The organism is Cryobacterium inferilacus, from assembly GCF_019599185.1.
GTDB classification, from domain to species: Bacteria; Actinomycetota; Actinomycetes; order Actinomycetales; family Microbacteriaceae; genus Cryobacterium; species Cryobacterium inferilacus.
In genome coordinates this window covers 238,757-256,071 of the sequence record NZ_JAIEUL010000004.1, presented here as the reverse complement: position 1 = coordinate 256,071, position 17,315 = coordinate 238,757, and the positions used below count along the sequence as shown (strand labels likewise).

At 69.8% G+C, this 17,315-nt stretch carries 17 protein-coding genes; 6 read left to right on the top strand and 11 right to left on the bottom strand.

Annotation, left to right across the window (positions count from 1 at the left end; all coding sequences use genetic code 11):
• The first annotated feature begins 245 nt into the window (after nt 1–245).
• The 3 genes from K2F54_RS06055 to lhgO all read left to right on the top strand — a co-directional run bounded on the left by K2F54_RS06055 (nt 246) and on the right by lhgO (nt 3,060).
• Complete coding sequence (locus tag K2F54_RS06055; protein WP_255576742.1) at nt 246–617, top strand: chorismate mutase; 372 nt, start codon at nt 246–248, stop codon at nt 615–617.
• Nucleotides 614–1,555 carry an SDR family NAD(P)-dependent oxidoreductase gene (locus tag K2F54_RS06050; protein WP_220604946.1) on the top strand — a complete coding sequence of 314 codons (942 nt, stop codon included), beginning with the start codon at nt 614–616 and terminating at the stop codon, nt 1,553–1,555. Before K2F54_RS06055 ends, K2F54_RS06050 begins: the two co-directional genes overlap by 4 nt.
• Before the next feature lie 260 nt (nt 1,556–1,815).
• Nucleotides 1,816–3,060 (top strand): L-2-hydroxyglutarate oxidase, encoded by a 1,245-nt coding sequence (lhgO, locus tag K2F54_RS06045; protein WP_220604945.1) that lies wholly within the window; start codon nt 1,816–1,818, stop codon nt 3,058–3,060.
• A 97-nt stretch (nt 3,061–3,157) separates the two neighbouring features.
• Here the strand turns inward: lhgO and purL are convergent, their stop codons facing one another.
• Entirely contained in the window at nt 3,158–5,464 is a 2,307-nt protein-coding gene (gene purL / locus K2F54_RS06040) for a phosphoribosylformylglycinamidine synthase subunit PurL (protein ID WP_220604944.1), read from the bottom strand.
• Between the two features lie 237 nt (nt 5,465–5,701).
• On the opposite strand from purL, the gene K2F54_RS06035 reads away from it, so the two are divergent.
• Together K2F54_RS06035 and K2F54_RS06030 are read left to right on the top strand one after the other, a co-directional pair.
• The gene (locus K2F54_RS06035) at nt 5,702–6,154 is read left to right on the top strand and encodes a hypothetical protein (RefSeq protein WP_220604943.1); all 453 of its coding nucleotides are present in this window, start codon (nt 5,702–5,704) and stop codon (nt 6,152–6,154) included.
• 59 nt (nt 6,155–6,213) lie between these two features.
• Complete coding sequence (locus K2F54_RS06030) at nt 6,214–7,164, top strand: DDE-type integrase/transposase/recombinase (RefSeq protein ID WP_220604942.1); 951 nt, start codon at nt 6,214–6,216, stop codon at nt 7,162–7,164.
• Between the two features lie 101 nt (nt 7,165–7,265).
• Here K2F54_RS06030 and K2F54_RS06025 read toward each other — a convergent pair whose 3' ends face one another.
• Nucleotides 7,266–7,850: a DUF3817 domain-containing protein gene (locus tag K2F54_RS06025; protein WP_220604941.1), complete on the bottom strand. Its 585-nt coding sequence runs from the start codon at nt 7,848–7,850 to the stop codon at nt 7,266–7,268.
• A 49-nt stretch (nt 7,851–7,899) separates the two neighbouring features.
• Here K2F54_RS06025 and mgrA point away from each other — a divergent pair, with 49 nt between their 5' ends.
• A complete protein-coding gene (mgrA, locus tag K2F54_RS06020) occupies nt 7,900–8,925 on the top strand; it encodes an L-glyceraldehyde 3-phosphate reductase (protein WP_220604940.1) in 1,026 nt (341 codons plus the stop codon).
• Nucleotides 8,926–9,009: 84 nt separating this feature from the next.
• Here mgrA and purQ read toward each other — a convergent pair whose 3' ends face one another.
• From purQ to K2F54_RS05975, 9 genes are all read right to left on the bottom strand, one after another.
• A complete protein-coding gene (gene purQ / locus K2F54_RS06015) occupies nt 9,010–9,708 on the bottom strand; it encodes a phosphoribosylformylglycinamidine synthase subunit PurQ (protein WP_220604939.1) in 699 nt (232 codons plus the stop codon).
• On the bottom strand, nt 9,708–9,977 hold the full coding sequence (gene purS, locus K2F54_RS06010; RefSeq protein ID WP_220604938.1) for a phosphoribosylformylglycinamidine synthase subunit PurS: 270 nt from the start codon (nt 9,975–9,977) through the stop codon (nt 9,708–9,710). The genes purQ and purS overlap by 1 nt, the downstream gene beginning before the upstream one ends.
• Nucleotides 9,978–10,016: 39 nt before the next feature.
• Nucleotides 10,017–11,339 carry a kynureninase gene (locus tag K2F54_RS06005; protein WP_255576740.1) on the bottom strand — a complete coding sequence of 441 codons (1,323 nt, stop codon included), beginning with the start codon at nt 11,337–11,339 and terminating at the stop codon, nt 10,017–10,019.
• Nucleotides 11,336–12,328, bottom strand: a complete 993-nt coding sequence (locus K2F54_RS06000; protein WP_220604937.1) for an amidohydrolase family protein — start codon at nt 12,326–12,328, stop codon at nt 11,336–11,338. The genes K2F54_RS06005 and K2F54_RS06000 overlap by 4 nt, the downstream gene beginning before the upstream one ends.
• A complete protein-coding gene (gene kynA / locus K2F54_RS05995) occupies nt 12,325–13,179 on the bottom strand; it encodes a tryptophan 2,3-dioxygenase (RefSeq protein ID WP_220604936.1) in 855 nt (284 codons plus the stop codon). The genes K2F54_RS06000 and kynA overlap by 4 nt, the downstream gene beginning before the upstream one ends.
• 95 nt (nt 13,180–13,274) lie before the next feature.
• Nucleotides 13,275–13,940, bottom strand: a complete 666-nt coding sequence (locus K2F54_RS05990; protein WP_220604935.1) for a response regulator — start codon at nt 13,938–13,940, stop codon at nt 13,275–13,277.
• Nucleotides 13,937–15,190: a sensor histidine kinase gene (locus K2F54_RS05985; protein WP_220604934.1), complete on the bottom strand. Its 1,254-nt coding sequence runs from the start codon at nt 15,188–15,190 to the stop codon at nt 13,937–13,939. Before K2F54_RS05985 ends, K2F54_RS05990 begins: the two co-directional genes overlap by 4 nt.
• A gap of 148 nt (nt 15,191–15,338) precedes the next feature.
• A complete protein-coding gene (locus K2F54_RS05980) occupies nt 15,339–16,214 on the bottom strand; it encodes an ABC transporter permease (RefSeq protein ID WP_220604933.1) in 876 nt (291 codons plus the stop codon).
• Nucleotides 16,211–17,170 (bottom strand): ABC transporter ATP-binding protein, encoded by a 960-nt coding sequence (locus K2F54_RS05975; RefSeq protein ID WP_220604932.1) that lies wholly within the window; start codon nt 17,168–17,170, stop codon nt 16,211–16,213. The genes K2F54_RS05980 and K2F54_RS05975 overlap by 4 nt, the downstream gene beginning before the upstream one ends.
• Nucleotides 17,171–17,315 lie beyond the last annotated feature (145 nt).

The window sequence follows — 17,315 nt, the reverse complement described above, 5'->3', positions numbered from 1 at the left end:
CAAGCCAGACTCACAAACGCGACCAGGGGCATATTTTTTCACCCCACAGTGCCCCGCAGGGGCCCTACCGCTCCTGCAGTTTTGTGTCGGGCGGATGCCGCGGCGCGGGATTCCGGGGTGAGCATCCGTCGCCGAGACGAATAGCAGGAGTTATGCCCGGAGCCCGGAGCCCGGAGCCCGGAGCCGGGCCGGGCCGGGCCGGGCCGGAGGCGCCGGCATCCGGGCGCGTGCAATATCGTAAGAACATGGCTGTACACGAGGAATCGCCCGCCGACGCGAAGCAGGATGCGATGGAGGAACTGCAGAGCATCCGCCAGAGCATCGACAACATCGATGCCGCGCTTATCCATCTGCTCGCGGAGCGGTTCAAGTTCACCCAGGGGGTCGGCCGCCTGAAGGCCCAGCACGGCCTGCCGCCGGCTGACCCGGCCAGGGAGTTCCTGCAGATCCAGCGCCTGCGCGGACTGGCCGAAGAAGCCAGGCTCGACCCGGCGTTCGCCGAGAAGTTCCTCAACTTCATCATCGCCGAGGTCATCCACCACCACGAGAAGATCGCCGGCGACACGTCCGGCGTCTCAAAGGCCGGCGACCCCGGCGACCCCGCCGGGTCCGCGTGAGCTGGAACCCGCGGGCGCTGCCCGACCAGTCCGGCCGCACCTTCGTCGTCACCGGCGCCAACGCCGGGCTCGGCTATTTCACGAGCGAGCAACTGGCCGGTGCCGGCGCCCACGTGGTGCTGGCCTGCCGCAACCCGGCCCGCGCCGCCGCGGCCGTCGCGGCGATCCGGCGACGAGTGCCCGGCGCATCCGTCTCGACCCTCGAGCTCGACGTGGCCGACCTCGGTTCGGTGCAGGGCGCCGCGGAGCGGATGCGTGAATACCCGCAGCTGGACGGCCTCATCCTCAACGCCGGCATCGTGCACCCGCCGAGGGACCGGGCCGTGAGCCTGGACGGCGCCGAACTGGTGCTCGCCACCAACTACACCGGTCATTTCCTGCTCACCAGCCTGGTGCTGCCCGTCTTGCAGGCCACGCCCGGCAGTCGGGTGGTGTCGCTCGGCTCGATGATCTCCCGGCTGATGGACTCGTCGCTCGATGACCTGCAGCTCGAGGGCACCTACAACGGGTGGAAGGCCTACGCGCAGTCCAAGATCGCGATGCAGGTCTTCGGCTTCGAGCTCGACCGCCGGCTGCGGGCGGCCGGCCTGGGCGGCGAGACGGGTGTGCAGAGCCTGGTCTCGCACCCCGGTTATTCGATCTCGGGGCTCACCCCCGGCATCCGCGGGGTCAACGAGGTCAGCCGGGGCAAACGCTTCGCCGACACCCTGCAGGGCTTCATCGGCGCGCAGGGCAAGGACGCCGGCGCCTGGCCGACGGTGCGCGCGGCCATCGACCCGGATGCCCGCGGCGGCCAGTACTACGGCCCGCGCTTCCTCACCCGCGGCGCCCCCACCGTGCAGCGCCCCACCCGCACCTCGCTCGACCGGGGCATCGCCGCCCGGCTCTTTCCCCGCACCGAGGCCCTCGTCGACGCCCCCTTCGCCCTCCCCGCCTGACCGCCGCCCGCGTCGCCGCGGCCCGGCCTTGCCCGCCAGCCCACCGAGCCTCGGCGAGCACAACTCCTGCAGAATCCCCGCGCCGGGTTGCCCGCCCGCGTGATTGCGGCATCCGTCATCTGCCGGGGAAGAAATTGCAGGAGTTGTGCTCCGCCACGCCCGGCGAGGGATTGCCGCGGCCGCCGTCCGGGGGCAGGATGCCACCGGGCGTGGGTTCGTCGAACCGGTGTCCGTCACGGCTGACACGAGAACGGATGCTGATGGGCGAGCGCATTGCGATCATCGGCGGCGGCATCGTGGGGGTCGCGATCGCGCGGGCGCTGGTGCTGCGCGGACTCGGCGACGTCACCGTGTTCGAGAAGGAGAACCGGCTCGCCGCGCACCAGACCGGGCGCAACTCCGGGGTGGTGCACGCCGGGCTGTACTACCAGCCGGGCACGCTCAAGGCGCGGTTGTGCGCCGCCGGACGCATCAGCATCCGGGACTACTGCGCCGAAAAGAACCTGTCCTATCGGGAGGTGGGCAAGCTCGTCGTCGCGGTCGACGAGTCCGAGCTGACCGCGCTGGCCGAGATCGAGCGCCGCGCCCGCGCCAACGGCGTGCCCGATCTGGCGCGGCTGAACGGCGGCGATCGCCTCCGCGAGATCGAACCATCCGTGGCGGGTGTCGCGGCGGTGCACTCCCCGCACACCGCGGCCGTCGACTACGGCGCGATCACCGAGGCAATGGCCACGGATGTCCGAGCCAACGGCGGCACGGTCCGCACCGGCCACGAGATCGTGGGCTTGCAGATTTCCTCCGCGGGCGTGCGGGTGCGCGCCGCCGTCTCCGACCGCACTGCCGACCGCGGCTCCCCACCGGCGGTCGACCAGATCTTCGACCGGGTCATCGCCTGCGCCGGACTGCAGTCCGATCTCATCGCCGGCCTGGTCGGCGCTGACCCGTCACCCAAGATCCTCCCGTTTCGCGGCGAGTACTGGGCGCTGGATCCCGCCCGCACCGACCTGGTGCGCGGCATGATCTACCCCGTGCCAGACCCCCGGTTCCCGTTCCTCGGCGTGCACTTCACCCGCGGCGTCTACGACGATGTGCACGTGGGGCCCAACGCGGTCCCGGCGCTGGCGCGGGAGGGTTACAGCTGGCTGACCGTGTCGCCCCGAGACATCTGGGGGTCGCTACGCTGGCCGGGCGCGGGCGCACTCGCGAAGCAGCACTGGCGCATGGGCATCGACGAGATCGGCGGCTCGCTGGTGAAACCGCTGTACTACCGCAAGGCCCGCCGGTTCATCCCCGAGCTACGCCTGAGCGACCTCGCCAGCAAGACCGCCGCCGGCGTGCGCGCCCAGGCCTGGGGCCGCGACGGCACTCTGCTCGACGACTTCGCGGTCGATCAGGTGGGCCCGGTCACGCTGTTGCGCAACGCGCCGTCCCCGGCGGCGACCTCGTCGATGGCCATCGCCGACTACCTGATCGAGCACTACGTTCTGGCCCGCACGCGCGAGTAGCGCGGCGGGCCCGCCGCCGGGCACCGAGTTGTGCGAAAAATGCCCCTTCCCGCGCAGGGAAGGGGCATTTCGCGGCAACTCAGCGACGCGGCAGCGGCTACGCGAACGCGTTCGGCAGCGTGCTGCGGTGGCGGGACTGCAGTTCGGTCAGCGGCACCGTGAAGTAGTCCTGGATCTCCAGGACCGGGGCGGTGGCATCCGTCACACCGATGCGCAGCACCGGGTAGTCGCGGCCCTCGCACAGGCCCAAGAACTTCACGTCGTCCTCGCGGGGCACCGAGACCAGCACGCGGCCGGTCGACTCCGAGAACAGCGCCACGGATGCGTCGATGCCGTCACGCTCGAGGATGTCGCCGAGCCACACCCTGGCGCCAACACCGAACCGGAGCACTGCCTCGGCGAGGGCCTGCGCGAGGCCGCCCGTGGAGAGGTCGTGCGCGCTGTCGATCAGAGCCTCGATCGACGCGGCGTGCAGCAGCCCGGCGAGGTCGGCTTCACGGCCGAGGTCCACCAACGGCGGCACGCCGCCGAGGTGGTCGTGCACCACGGCGCTCCACGCGGAGCCGTCGAGCTCTTCGCGGGTGATGCCGAGCAGGTAGATGTTGTGTCCGTCGTCCTGCCAGCCGCTGGGCACGCGGCGGGCCACGTCGTCGATCACGCCGAGCACGGCCACGACAGGGGTCGGGTGGATCGGCTGGTCGCCGGTCTGGTTGTAGAACGACACGTTGCCGCCGGTGACCGGGATCTCCAGCTCGAGGCAGCCATCCGCCAGACCCTCAACGGCCTGGGAGAACTGCCACATCACCTCGGGGTTCTCCGGCGAGCCGAAGTTGAGGCAGTCGCTGATGCCCACCGGCACGGCGCCGGTGACGGCCACGTTGCGGTACGCCTCGGCGAGGGCCAGCTGGGCGCCGCGGTACGGGTCGAGCTGGCAGTAGCGGCCGTTCGCGTCGGTGGAGATGACGAAGCCGAGGCCGGACTCCTCGTCGATGCGGATCATGCCGGCGTCGTCGGGGAAGGAGAGGGCGGTGTTGCCCATCACGTAGCGGTCGTACTGGTCGGTGATCCAGCTCGGGTCGGCCAGGTTGGGCGAGCCGAGCAGGGCAAGGAACTGCTCCTGCAGGGTTTCGGCATCCGTGGCGCGCGGCAGGGCGAGCGCGGTGTCGGCCTGCAGGGCGTCGATCCAGGTGGGGTAGGCCACCGGACGGTCGTAGACCGGGCCGTCGACCGCGACGGTGCGCGGGTCGACGTTCACGATCTCTTCACCGTGGAAGTCGATGATCAGGCGGCCGGAGTCGGTGACCTCGCCGAGCACGCTGGTCTCCACGTCCCACTTCTCTACCACGGCGAGGAAGCCGGCGAGCTTCTCCGGCGTGACGACGGCCATCATGCGCTCCTGGCTCTCGCTCATCAGGATCTCTTCGGCGGTCAGCGACGGGTCGCGCAGCAGCACCTTCTCCAGCTGGATGTACATGCCGCCGTCGCCGTTGGAGGCCAGCTCACTGGTGGCGCAGGAGATGCCCGCGGCGCCCAGGTCCTGGATGCCCTCGACGAGCTTCTCGCGGTACAGCTCGAGGCAGCACTCGATGAGCACTTTCTCGGCGAACGGGTCGCCCACCTGCACGGCGGGCCGCTTGGTGGGGCCGCCCTCGCTGAAGGTGTCAGAGGCCAGAATGGATGCGCCGCCGATGCCGTCGCCGCCGGTGCGGGCTCCGAAGAGCACCACCTTGTTGCCGGCGCCGGAGGCGTTGGCCAGGTGCAGGTCCTCGTGGCGCAGCACGCCCACGGACAGCGCGTTGACCAGCGGGTTGCCCTGGTAGACGGAGTCGAACCAGGTCTCACCGCCGATGTTGGGCAGGCCCAGGCAGTTGCCGTAGAACGAGATACCCGAGACCACGCCGTGCACCACCCGGGCGGTGTCGGGGTCGCTGATGTCACCGAAGCGCAGGGCATCCATCACGGCCACCGGGCGGGCGCCCATCGAGATGATGTCGCGCACGATGCCGCCCACGCCGGTCGCGGCGCCCTGGAACGGCTCGATGTATGAGGGGTGGTTGTGCGACTCGATCTTGAAGGTGACGGCCCAGCCCTCGCCCACGTCGAGCACGCCTGCGTTCTCGCCCATGCCCACCATCAGGTTCTTCTTCATGGCGGGGGAGACCTTGTCGCCGAACTGGCGCAGGTACTTCTTCGAGCTCTTGTAGGAGCAGTGCTCGCTCCACATCACGGAGTACATGGCGAGCTCGCCCGAGGTGGGGCGGCGGCCCAGAATCTCGCGGATCGACGCGTATTCGCCGGCGGTCAACCCGAGGGCAGCGTACGGCTGCTCCTTCTCGGGAGTCGCGAGAGCATTGGTCACGGTGTCAGCGACGCCGCGGGAGGAGGTGTTGGAAACAGCGGTCACGAGTGGCGTTCTCCCAGAGATAGCGGATGCTTGACCGGGCAAGTCTACCCGCAGCCCCCGCTCCCCGGCGGCGATCTCGGCACCGTACCCGAGCACCCCTCAGCGGGCGGGCGGAGTGGTGCGAGCGCAACGGATGCGTCGCGCGGGTCAGGCGCCGCTTCGCGGGTGGCGTGCCCTGATTGCCATGATGGTTGTGAGACACCATTGGTAATCGACGCGGGGAATTGGAGTTACGAGATGAATGACCCGACTATTGGCCTGACACGATCGGGGCGGCGATCGTTCCCGGTGGAGTACCGGTTGGACTTCTTGCGGAAGTGGGACGCCAGCGTTGAGCGGGGCGCGAAGGTTCGGCTGTTACGAGAACACGCGCTCGCGTCAACCACGGTGGATCGTTGGTTGGCGGCTCGGACGCGAGGAGAATTGACGGCATCGATGGTCACCAGAGCAGAAAGGTCGTCGCACCGGATGGAGAACCGAGACCGCGCCGAACTCGCCCGCCTGCGCGTCGAAAACGAGGCGTTGAAGAAGAAAGTCGCCCAATCTGAAGCGGCGCAGCAGATCTTGGGAAAAGCATTCGAGCTCTTGGAAGGGATCACCACGAGCTCGGAGAAGACTCCGGAGATCCCGCCGACGTTGATGAGCGCGGACGAGTACGCCAAGTGGTTGAAGCAACACAGGCTCTCCTGACCGGGACAGTCATGGCGTTGGAAGCTATCGGCGTTCCTGTCGTCGGTAGTTGCAGGACGGTGGGTCTGCCCCGGTCGACGTATTACCGGCGCAGCCGGGGATACCGGCACTACAAGCCGGTGCCCCAGCCGCTGCACCAAGCCGATCGACAGCAGCCCGCGGCACTCGACACGGACGAACGAGCCGCGGTCATCAACGTCCTCACGGATGACAGGTACGCGGACAAGTCTGTGGTTCAAACGTATTGGCGCGCTTTCGACGCCGGCCAGGTGGCGTGTTCCCAGCGCACTTTTTACCGGATCGCGAAGGCCGAGCGCCTCGTCGGCGACCAACGCCGAACCCGGTCCCACGGATTCAGCACCTCCCGCACACCGGCCGTTGCAACGACCTCGGTCGGAGAGCTGTGGTCCTGGGACATCACCGAACTCCGCGGCCCGACCCGGTCGGACCGGTACTTTCTGTATTTGGCTATCGATGTGTTCTCTCGGTTCCCGGTCGCTTGGTGCATCGAACACACCGAGTCCAAAGAACGCGCCGTGAGCATGTTCACCGACGCGATCAGCACCCACGGCGCCCCACGGGTGCTGCACTCCGACAACGGCGCCGTCATGCGCGCCCACGACCTCATCGACACCCTCACCACCACCGGCGCGCTGATGTCCTATTCCCGGCCTCGCGTCAGTGACGACAACCCGTTCTCGGAATCCCTGTTCAAGACCATCAAATACGACCACACCTGCCCCGACCGTTTCGACAGCATCGACCATGCCCGCCAATGGACCCACAACTTCCTCCACGGCTACGCCACCGAGCACCGCCACAGCGGACTCGGCCGACACACCCCGGCATCCGTTCACGACGGCACCGCCGACCAAATCCGACAGCACCGCCAAGACCACCTCGACCAATACTGGGCCGAGCACCCCGAACGGTTCAGGAAACGCCCCACCGCACCACAACACCCACTACAAACCGGAATCAACACCCACCTGTTGTCTCAGACAGGTTGACAACTTCCGCGTGCCACCCGCGAAGCGGCGCACAGCCCGCGCTCGGCGGATGCGGCGCCCGAACGCGGGACCGAGGCGAAACGCCCGGGGCCGGTGCGCGGTTAGCTCTCGCCGCCGGGCGGGCCCATCACGAGCAACGTCGTGAACACGGCGACCAGGCCCACCACGAGCACGGATGCCAGCAGCACCGGTCGCGCCAGCCCGAACCTCAGCAGCCGGCTCACCAGGGTGTGGTCGCGGGGGTCGTCCGTGGCCTCCCGGCGCCAGCCGCCGCCCAGCAGGTCGCGCCGCTCGAGCCAACGGTCGAAGGGGATCGTGGCGTATGGCACCACGGCGGTGGTCACGGCGAACAGCATCAGCCGGGGCCGCCAGCGCTGGTTCACGCCCACGAGCACCGCGGTGATGCCGTAGGCCAGGAACACCAGCCCGTGCACGAAACCACCGACCCGCACGGCGCCGTCCCCGAACTCGCCGGGGGTGAACACGTACTTCAGAAGCATCGCGGTGATCAGGATCGTCCAGGTGATCGCCTCGGCGATGGAGAGGATGCGGTAGAGCAGGCGGGGTGACACGGGGCAGACTCCGTACAACGTGGCGCGGCGGGTGCGGCGGCGGGTGGGACCGGCGGGCAGGCCGCCGGTACTGGGAACTGTTCCCAGCCTGCCATCTCCGCCTGAGCGGAGCATCCGTCGAAGGGTTGACCCGTCGACAGGTCGCTGTGCCAGCATTGAGACCATGACGTATCTTCCCGCAGACACCCGTTATGACTCCATGCCCTACCGCCGCACGGGGCGCAGCGGCCTCAAGCTGCCCGCGATCTCGCTGGGGCTCTGGCAGAACTTCGGCGATGGCGCCCCGGTGGAGACGCAACGCGCGATCCTGCGCCGGGCCTTCGACCTCGGCATCACCCACTTCGACCTGGCCAACAACTACGGCCCGCCCTACGGCAGCGCCGAGACGAATTTCGGTCGCATCTTCGCCGAGGACTTCTCCGCCCACCGCGACGAGACCGTCATCTCCACCAAGGCCGGCTACGACATGTGGCCGGGCCCGTACGGCAACTTCGGCTCGCGCAAATACCTGCTCTCCAGCCTCGATGCGTCGCTGAACCGGATGGGCCTGGACTACGTCGACATCTTCTACTCCCACCGCGCCGACCCGGAGACCCCGCTCGAGGAGACCATGGGCGCGCTGCACACCGCCGTCACGAGCGGCCGGGCGCTGTACGCCGGCATCTCCTCCTACTCGCCAGAGCGCACCAGGCAGGCTGCCGCGATCCTGGCCGATCTCGGTACGCCGCTGCTGATCCACCAGCCCTCGTACTCGATGTTCAACCGCTGGGTCGAAGACGGCCTGCTCGACACCCTCGACGACCTCGGTGTCGGCTGCATCGCGTTCTCCCCGCTGGCCCAGGGGCTGCTCACCGACCGCTACCTGAACGGCGTGCCGGAGGGCTCGCGCGCGTCGCAGGCCGGGTCGATGAGCCGTGACATGGTGAACGACGCCACGGTGGGGCGCATCCGTGCCCTGACCGAGATCGCGGATGCGCGCGGGCAGTCGCTCGCCCAGCTCGCGCTGTCGTGGGTGCTCCGACGCGAGACCGTCACCTCGGCCCTCGTCGGCGCGTCCTCGGTGAAGCAGCTGGAGACGAACGTCGCTGCCATCGACAACCTCGTCTTCACCGACGAGGAGATCGCCGCGATCGACGAGCACGCCGTCGACCTGGGCATCAACCTCTGGGAGCCGTCCAGCGCCGTCTAGTCCGCCGAGTTGCCCCTTAACGCACGAGTTGCCCCGGCGCACCGGGGCAACTCGTCCGAACTTGGGCAACTCGGCCCCGAAAAACTACGCGTTGACCAGCGACCGCTCGATCACCGAGGTGAAGAACGCCAGCCCGTCCACGCCGCTCCGCATCGCGGCAGCGGTGTCCGGGCCGAAGCCGGGCTCCACGGCGTGCTCGGGGTGCGGCATCAGGCCCACCACGTTGCCACGCTCGTTGGTGACACCGGCGATGTCGTTCAGCGACCCGTTCGGGTTCACGTCGAGGTAGCGGGCGATGACGCGACCCTCACCCTCGAGGCGGGCGAGGGTGTCGGCGGAGGCGATGAAGCCGCCCTCACCGTTCTTCAGAGGGATGGTGATCTCCTGGTTCGCGGTGAAATCCCCGGTCCAGTCGGTCGAGTTGTTCTCGATGCGCAGGCGCTGGTCGCGGCAGATGAACGCGCCGGCCTCGTTGCGAATGAGCCCGCCCTCGAGCAGGTGCGCCTCGGTGAGCATCTGGAAGCCGTTGCAGATGCCGAGCACGGGCATCCCCTTGTTGGCGGCGTCGATGACCTCGGCCATGATCGGCGAGAGGCTGGCGATGGCGCCGGCGCGCAGGTAGTCGCCGTAGCTGAACCCGCCGGGCAGCACGAGCGCGTCCACGCCGTGCAGGTCGTGCTCGCCGTGCCACAGGGCAACGGGCTCAGCGCCGGCCAGGCGGATGGCGCGCTGGGCGTCGCGGTCGTCGAGCGAGCCCGGGAAGGTGACGACGCCGATGCGCATCAGTGCGTTTCCCCGGCGGCGGCCTCGAGCACGAAGATGCCGGTGACGTCCTCGATCACGGTGTTGCACAGCACGGTGTCGGCGAGTTCCTGCACCTCGGCGAGCAGCGCGGCGTCCGCGGGCCCGTCAAAGCTGAGTTCGAACCGCTTGCCGACGCGCACGCCGGTGAAGTCGGTCTTGCCGAGGCGGCGGAGGGCGCCGGCGACGGCCTTGCCCTGGGGATCGAGCAGTTCTGCCTTGGGCATAACTTCTACGACGATGGTTGGCATGGCTCACTCCGTAAGACGTCGGGGCTGGATGCGTCGATTCTACAGGCCCGCAACCGGCGCGAGGCCGGCTTGGCCGAGCAGGATGCCGCGCAGCACGTCGCGCACGGCCGCCACACCCTGGTAGGTCTCCACGAAGCTGGTGCTCAGCGGTGACAGGCCGATCCGCAGTCCCTCCGGCGCGCGGAAGTCGGGGATCACGTCGTGCTCCCAGAGGATTCGGGTGACCTGCCGCATGGCCGGGTGGTTCACGGTGAGGTGGCCGCCGCGGTGGGTGTGTTCACGCGGCGACGCCACGGTCACCCCCATCGGCACCAGCCAGGCATCCACCAGCTCGAGCGCGAACTCGGTCAGCGCCACCGACTTGGCCCGCACCGCGTCGATGCCCACCTCGTCGATCATCGCGATGGTGTCCTGCATGGCCAGCATGCCCACGATCGCCGGGGTGCCGCTCATGAACCGGCGGATGCCCGTGGCCGGCACGTACTCCGGGCCCATCGCGAACACGTCCGCGGCGCCCATCCAGCCCTGGATCGGCTGGGACAGATCGGGCTGCAGCTCGGCACGCACGTAGCCGAACGCGGGGGCGCCAGGGCCGCCGTTGAGGTACTTGTAACTGCAGCCCACGGCCAGGTCCACGCCGTCGAGGTCGAGGTTCACCGGCACGGACCCGGCCGAGTGGCAGAGATCCCAGAGCATCAGCGCGCCGGCGTCGTGCACGGCGGCGGTGATGGCGGGCACATCGGCGAGGTAGCCGGAGCGGTAGGCCACGTGGCTGAGCACCACGAGCGCGGTCTGCGGGCCCACGACGGCGCGCACCTGGTCGACGGTGACACCCCCGGTGGTGCTCGATTCGATCCAGCGCAGGGTGAGGCCGCGTTCGGCGGCGATGCCGGCGAGCACGTACCTGTCGGTGGGGAAGTTGTCGGTGTCGAGCACGATCTCACTGCGGGCCGGCAGCGAATCCACGGCGGCGCGGGCGAGCTTGTACAGGGTGACGGTGGTGGAGTCGCCGATGTACACCTGGCCGGGCGCGGCACCGAGCGCGGCCGTGCCGAGGGCGTCGCCGATGGTCAGCGGCAGGTCCATCCACTCGTCGTCCCAGCCGCGGATCAGCCGGGTGCCCCAGGCTCCGCCGAGGAACTCGGTGATGCGGGCCACGCTGGCGATGGTGGGGCGGCCCAGGGAATTGCCGTCCAGGTACACGATCGAGGGAGCAGCCGGGTCGGCGTCGGGGTCGGCGGTGCCCTCCAGGCCCACGAACCGGCGGCGATAGTGGCCGAGACCGTCGATCCGGTCCATCCGCCTGGCGAAGGCGAGCGGGGCGTCGAGCCCCTCGGCGACGCTGGTGTCGTGCTGGGTCATGATCGAAGGTCCTCAAGGTCGGGCCGGGGGAGCGTGCGGGCGGGCAGTGAATCGGCGGGCAGCGACCGAGCGGGTAGCGAGAGAGCGCCGAGCAGCCAGTCGGTGAAGCCGGCCAGGTCGCGCCGGTCGGCGGGCCGGTCGCCGGGTACAACGGTAACCCGCTCGGCGGACGCGGTGTTGCTGCGGCCCGGCCGGCTCGGCACGGCGGCGGTGAGCGCGGCCAGCACGTCGTTGGGGGAGAGGCCGCAGGCCAGCAGGGCGTCGATCTCGCGCCGGTTCAGCCCCACCGGAAGCGGTCCGTTGCCCAGGTCGGTGCCGTAGAGCACCCGGCCGCCCACGGAATGGAACCGGGCGAGGTTGTCGCAGGCGACCTCGAACGCGGCGGTGGGTTCGCCCCAGCCGTGGATGTCCAGGGTGCTGATCCAGGTCATGCGCCCGGCCATCAGGCGCAGCAGCGCCTCCGGCAGGGCTTCGGTGAACGGCGTGTGCGCGAGCAGGTCCACCCCGGCGTCGAACGCGGCGGCTGCCTGGCCGACGCCCTCGGTGTGGGCGGCGACGGGCAGCATCCGCTCGTGGGCGGCCGCGACGATGGCGGCGAGGGTGTCGGTGCCCAGCACCGGGCCTGCCGCGGAGTTGAGTGTCACCTTGATCACCGAGGCGCTGGCCGCGGCCTGTCGGGCCACGGCCCCGGCCGCATCCGCTGCCGATGCGACGGGGCAGCTGCTGTCGGCCGGCGCCCAGGCCTGCCGGCTGGGGTAGCCGCCGGGGGCGCAGAGGAACTGGCCGGCGAAGTGCGCCTCTGGGACCCTCTGCGGTGCCGTTGCCGCCGGGTCGCCGCCCACAGCACCGGCATCGGCGGAACCGTCCCCGGTGGCCGGCGTCCACCCACCGAGGTCGAGCACCCGGCCGATTCCGCCGTCGAAGAGCGGCGCCGGGTCGATCAGCGCCAGGTGCACGTGCGCGTCGAGGAACGCGGGGAGTACCGTCACCGGCCCACCTCGGTGCGCACGGCGAACAGCTCGGGAAAGAAGGTGAGCTCGAGGGCCTTCTGCAGGAACCCTGCGCCGCTGGAGCCGCCGGTGCCCGGCTTCATGCCGATGATGCGCTGCACGGTCTTGAGGTGCCGGAAACGCCAGAGCTGGAAGTTGTCCTCCAGGTCGACGAGTTCCTCGCAGGCCTCGTAGACGTTCCAGTTCTCGGTCTCGTTCTCGTATATGCCACGAAAGGTATGCACGAGTTCGGGCTGCAGCGTCCACGCTTCGGTGACGTCGCGGTCGAGTACCGCGGCGGGGATGGCGAAGCCTTGGCGGTGCAGGTAGCGCAGGAATTCGTCGTAGATGCTCGGTGCTTCGTACACCTCGGTGAGCAGGGCGAGGGCGTCCCGGTCGGCGGCGAAGACCTCGAGCATGCGGGAGTTCTTGTTGCCGAGCACGAACTCCACCGCCCGGTACTGGTACGACTGGAAGCCAGACGAGCTGCCCAGGAAGTCCCGGAACTGGGCGTACTCGGTGGGGGTGAGCGTCGCGAGCACCGACCACTGCTCGGTGAGGGTGCGCTGAATGTGCTTGACCCTGGCGATGCCCTTGAGGGCAGGCGGCAGCCGGTCGTGCCGCAGATGCTCGGCGGCGGCGCGCAGTTCGTGCAGCACGAGCTTGAGCCACAGCTCGGTGGTCTGGTGCTGAATGATGAAGAGCAGTTCGTCGTGGTGCTCCGGCGCGCTCACGGGCGTCTGGGCCGAGAGCAGGGTGTCCAGGTCCAGGTAGCCGCCGTAGCTCATCCGCTCCCGAAAGTCGGTGACGATCTCGGGTTCGAGGTCTCGGGTGTTGTTCTCGACGGGCATGGGTTCCTTTCCGTCTGGCACTCGCTGGGCGCCGCGACCGGTTCCTGAATTGTGCGGGCTGACGAGCTCAGGCGCAACACCGTTCCCGTGCCCGCTCAGCGCCCCACGATTCCGAGCGTGTACGCCAGGATGACCGCCTCGACCCGGTCGCGCAGGCCGTGCTTGTACAGCACCCGGCCCACGTGTGCCTTCACCGTCGATTCGCTCAGGTGCAACTCCGCCGCGATTTCCCCGTTGGTGGCCCCCAGTCCGATCAGACGGAAGACGTCGCTCTCGCGAGCAGTGAGCGTGGCCGGTCCCGCGACCGGTTCGGGGGTGATGGCGGCAGCGAGGTGCGGGGCGGCCACCTCGATCAGCTTCGCGGTGATCCGCGGCGAGACGACGGCGTCGCCCTGGTGCACGGCGGTGATCGCGGCGATGAGGTCGGCCGGGCGGGTGTCTTTGAGCAGGAACCCGGACGCCCCGGCGGTGAGCGCGCCGAAGGCGTACTCGTCGAGGTCGAAGGTCGTCAGCACCAGCACCCGGGTGTCCGGCACCAGCGCGGTGATCCGCCGGGTGGCCTCGATGCCGCCCGTGCCGGGCATCCGCACGTCCATCAGCACCACGTCGGGGCGCAGGCGCACGGCCAGCCGCACGGCGTCCTCGCCGTCGCCGGCCTCACCCACGACGGTGAGGCCAGGCTCGGCCCCCAGCACGAGGGAGAACCCGTACCGAACGAGTTTCTGGTCGTCCACCAGAAGCACCCGGATGTCATCCGTCACGCCGTCTCCTTCGTCCAGAACAGTGTCACGCGCACGAGCCAGCCCCCGTCGACCGCCGGGCCGGCCTCGACCGAGCCGGCGTAGAGCGCGGCCCGTTCGCGGATGCCGACCAGCCCGCGCCCCGGTTGCGGTGCGTCCGACCCGGCGACGGCGTCCGGCGCGGCCGGGGCGTCATCCTGCACCAGGATCGTGACGCACCCGGCCGACCACGTCACCGTCGCCGTCACCTCGGTGGCGCCGTGCGCGTGTCGCAGCGCGTTCGTCAGCGACTCCTGCACGATCCGGTAGACGGTCAGTCCCACCGCCGGGTCAGCGGATGCCGATCCGGTCACCTCCAGGCGCACCGGAAGCCCGGCCAGGCCGAACTGTGCGGCCAGGTCGGTCAGCTGCGGCGCCCCGGGCTGGGGCGCGTGTTCGGGTGCGGGTGCGTCGCCATCGGTGCGAACGGCCCCGAGCAGCCGGCGCAGCTCACCCAGGGTGTGCCGGCCGGTCTCGGCGACCTGCCCCATCGCCGCCATGGAGTCGGTCGGGCGCTCGGCGGCCGCGGCCCGCGCGCCCTCGGAGAGGGCGACCATCACCGAGACGCTGTGCGCCATCACGTCGTGCATCTCCCTGGCGATGCGTTCGCGCTCGCCGGCGCGCGCGATCTGGGCCTGCTGATCCCGTTCTCGCTCGAGCCGAACGGCCCGGTCCACCAGTGCCGCGACGTAGCGGCGGCGTTGCCCGGCGTTGACCCCGAAGAGCTGCGCGATCAGCAGCGGAATCAACATCAGCAGCGCGGCGTTCAGCCAGTCGTTGACCGGGTCCGCCGAGGTGGGCGGGGCCAGCGGCTCCCAGAGCGGCAGCCCGTCGTTGGCGCGCACGACCAGGATCCACGCCGCGCCGCACGCGACTAGCGACGCGGCCAGGTACGAGACCCACGCCGTCGGGGCAGACCGGTACGTGCCGACCGCGTGCAGGGTGATCAGCGTGAGCACGGTTTCCGCGCCGGTGCCGCCGGCCAGCGACAGCAGGCACAGCCCGGTGGCGGCCGCGAGCATGAGGACCGGCCGGCGGCGACGGAACAGCACCGTGGCGATTCCGGCGACCAGCAGCGCCAGCGTGAACCACACCGGGGTGCGCAACGGCGGGTTCGCGGAGATGAGCGCCAGCCCGGCGGCGAGGAGGCCGTACAGGCCGGCGCTGACGGCATCCGACAGCCACGGGTGCCGCCGCAGCGTCCGGCGCCACGCGCCGGGCGACGGCAGCACGGAATCGCCCGACGCTGCAGCTGCATCGTCGAACGGTCCATTCTGCCCAGGTGTCAGGCGGCTCCCCTCCGAAGCGGCATCGCGCCGGTCTGCGGCGAATCGGCAGTCCACGCTAACACCGGCCGGGCGGCCACGGTCTGGCGGCGCATCAGGCGTCCCTGCGACGCAGCCGGATGGCGCCGAGCACGATGAAGACACCGACCCAGAGAACCGCGACCAGCCAGCCGGCACCCGGGCTGATGTAGCCGTCCGCGAGATCCAGCAACCCGCCGCCGGCATCCGCCGGGCCGGCCATGGCGTCGCCGGCCTTGGACATCGAGAGCAGGTGCAGGCTGCGCACCAGATCGGAGGCGGGCAGCACCGACAATACGATCGGCAGCAGCAGGATCACCGACAGCACGGTGGCCACGCCGGCAGCGACCGAACGCAGCAACGTGCCGATGCCCAGGCCGAGCACGGCCGACAGGCCGACGTACACGGCTGCGCCGAGAAGCGCGAAGACCACCCCGGGGGCGGTCAGCCCGACCTCGATGCCGAACGCGGCGTACATCGGGTAGGTCACGGCCCACGAACCGATCACCGCGATCAGAGCCGCCGATGTCGCGGCGAGGAACACCACGACGGTCTTGGCCGCGAGCACCCTCACCCGGGAGGGGACGGCGATCAGCGTGGACTGGATCGTTCCGCTGGAGTACTCCCCGCAGATCACGAGCACCCCGAGGACTCCGGCGACGAGCTGCCCGAACAGAACCGTTCCGATGGTGACCTCATCGAGCATGAAGCCCACCGACGGTTCCGCCGGCACCCCAGCCTCAGCCATGGTCAGTCCCAGGATGATGCTCACGCCGAGGCCGAACACGATGATGGAGAGCAACAGACCGACGGTGGAGCGCAGGCTGGTGAGCTTGATGAACTCCGAGCGGAGCACACCGGCGAAACTCAGCTGGTGGGGCGGCGAGATGAAGGTGGCGCGCTGGTTCTCAGCCGTGCGCTCTGCACTCGTGCCCTTCTGGATGGTGGTCATCGTCGTGCTCCTGTTCCCGTGATGGTCGTTCCCGGTGTGCCGGTGCCGGCAGTACCCGCCGAGCGGTATTCGACTTCTCCGGCGGTGAGGGCGATGTACGCCTCCTCGAGCGACCCAGACACCGCTGTGACCTCGTGCAGCACGACGCCGGCCGCGGCTGCCGCGATGGCCACCTCTTCGGCGGTCAGCCCGGAGACCTCCAGTGCCCCGTCTGGCAGCGCCGAGACGACGACGCCGGGCCCGGCGAGCGTCGCCGTCAGGCGATCCGCATCCCGGGCGCGCACCCGGGTCACCGACCGGGTGGACCCGGCGATGATGTCCTCGATCGGCCCATCGGCCAGGATCCTGCCGCGGCCGATAACGATGAGCCGGTCGGCGGTCTGCGCCATCTCACTCATCAGGTGCGAGGAGAGCAGCACGGTGCGCCCCTCGGCAGCGAGGCCCCGCATGAGTGTGCGCACCCAGCGCACCCCCTCCGGGTCCAGGCCGTTCACCGGTTCGTCGAGGATGACCGTCGCGGGGTCCCCGAGCAGTGCGGTGGCGATGCCCAGCCGCTGGCCCATCCCCAGGGAGAACCCGCCGACGCGTTTGCCGGCGACGGAGTCGAGCCCGGCCAGGCCGATGACCTCGCGCACCCGGGCCGAACCGAGGCCGTGCGTGGCCGCAATCGCGAGCAGGTGCCTGTAGGCCGAGCGGCCGCCGTGAGCGGCCTTCGCATCGACCAGCACCCCCACTTCCCGCAGCGGTGCCCGGTGCTCGTGGTACGGGCGCCCGTTCACCTCCACACTGCCGGCGGTCGGCCGGTCCAGGCCCACGATCATCCTCATCGTTGTGGACTTGCCCGCCCCGTTCGGACCGAGGAACCCGGTCACTCGGCCGGGCAGTACCGTGAAGTCGATCGCATCCACGGCGGTTCGGTGGCCATAGCGTTTCGTGAGCCCGCGCGCCTCAATCATTCGTGTTCTTTCGCATCCCCTCACGCTAGGAGCCACCCCCTCGGCACCGAATCGGCCCGTGGTCCACATTCGTGGCCGACATCCGGTACCCCAGTACTGGGTTCACAAGAAACGAGCTGACACGCCGGAGCCCTGTGAAGCACTC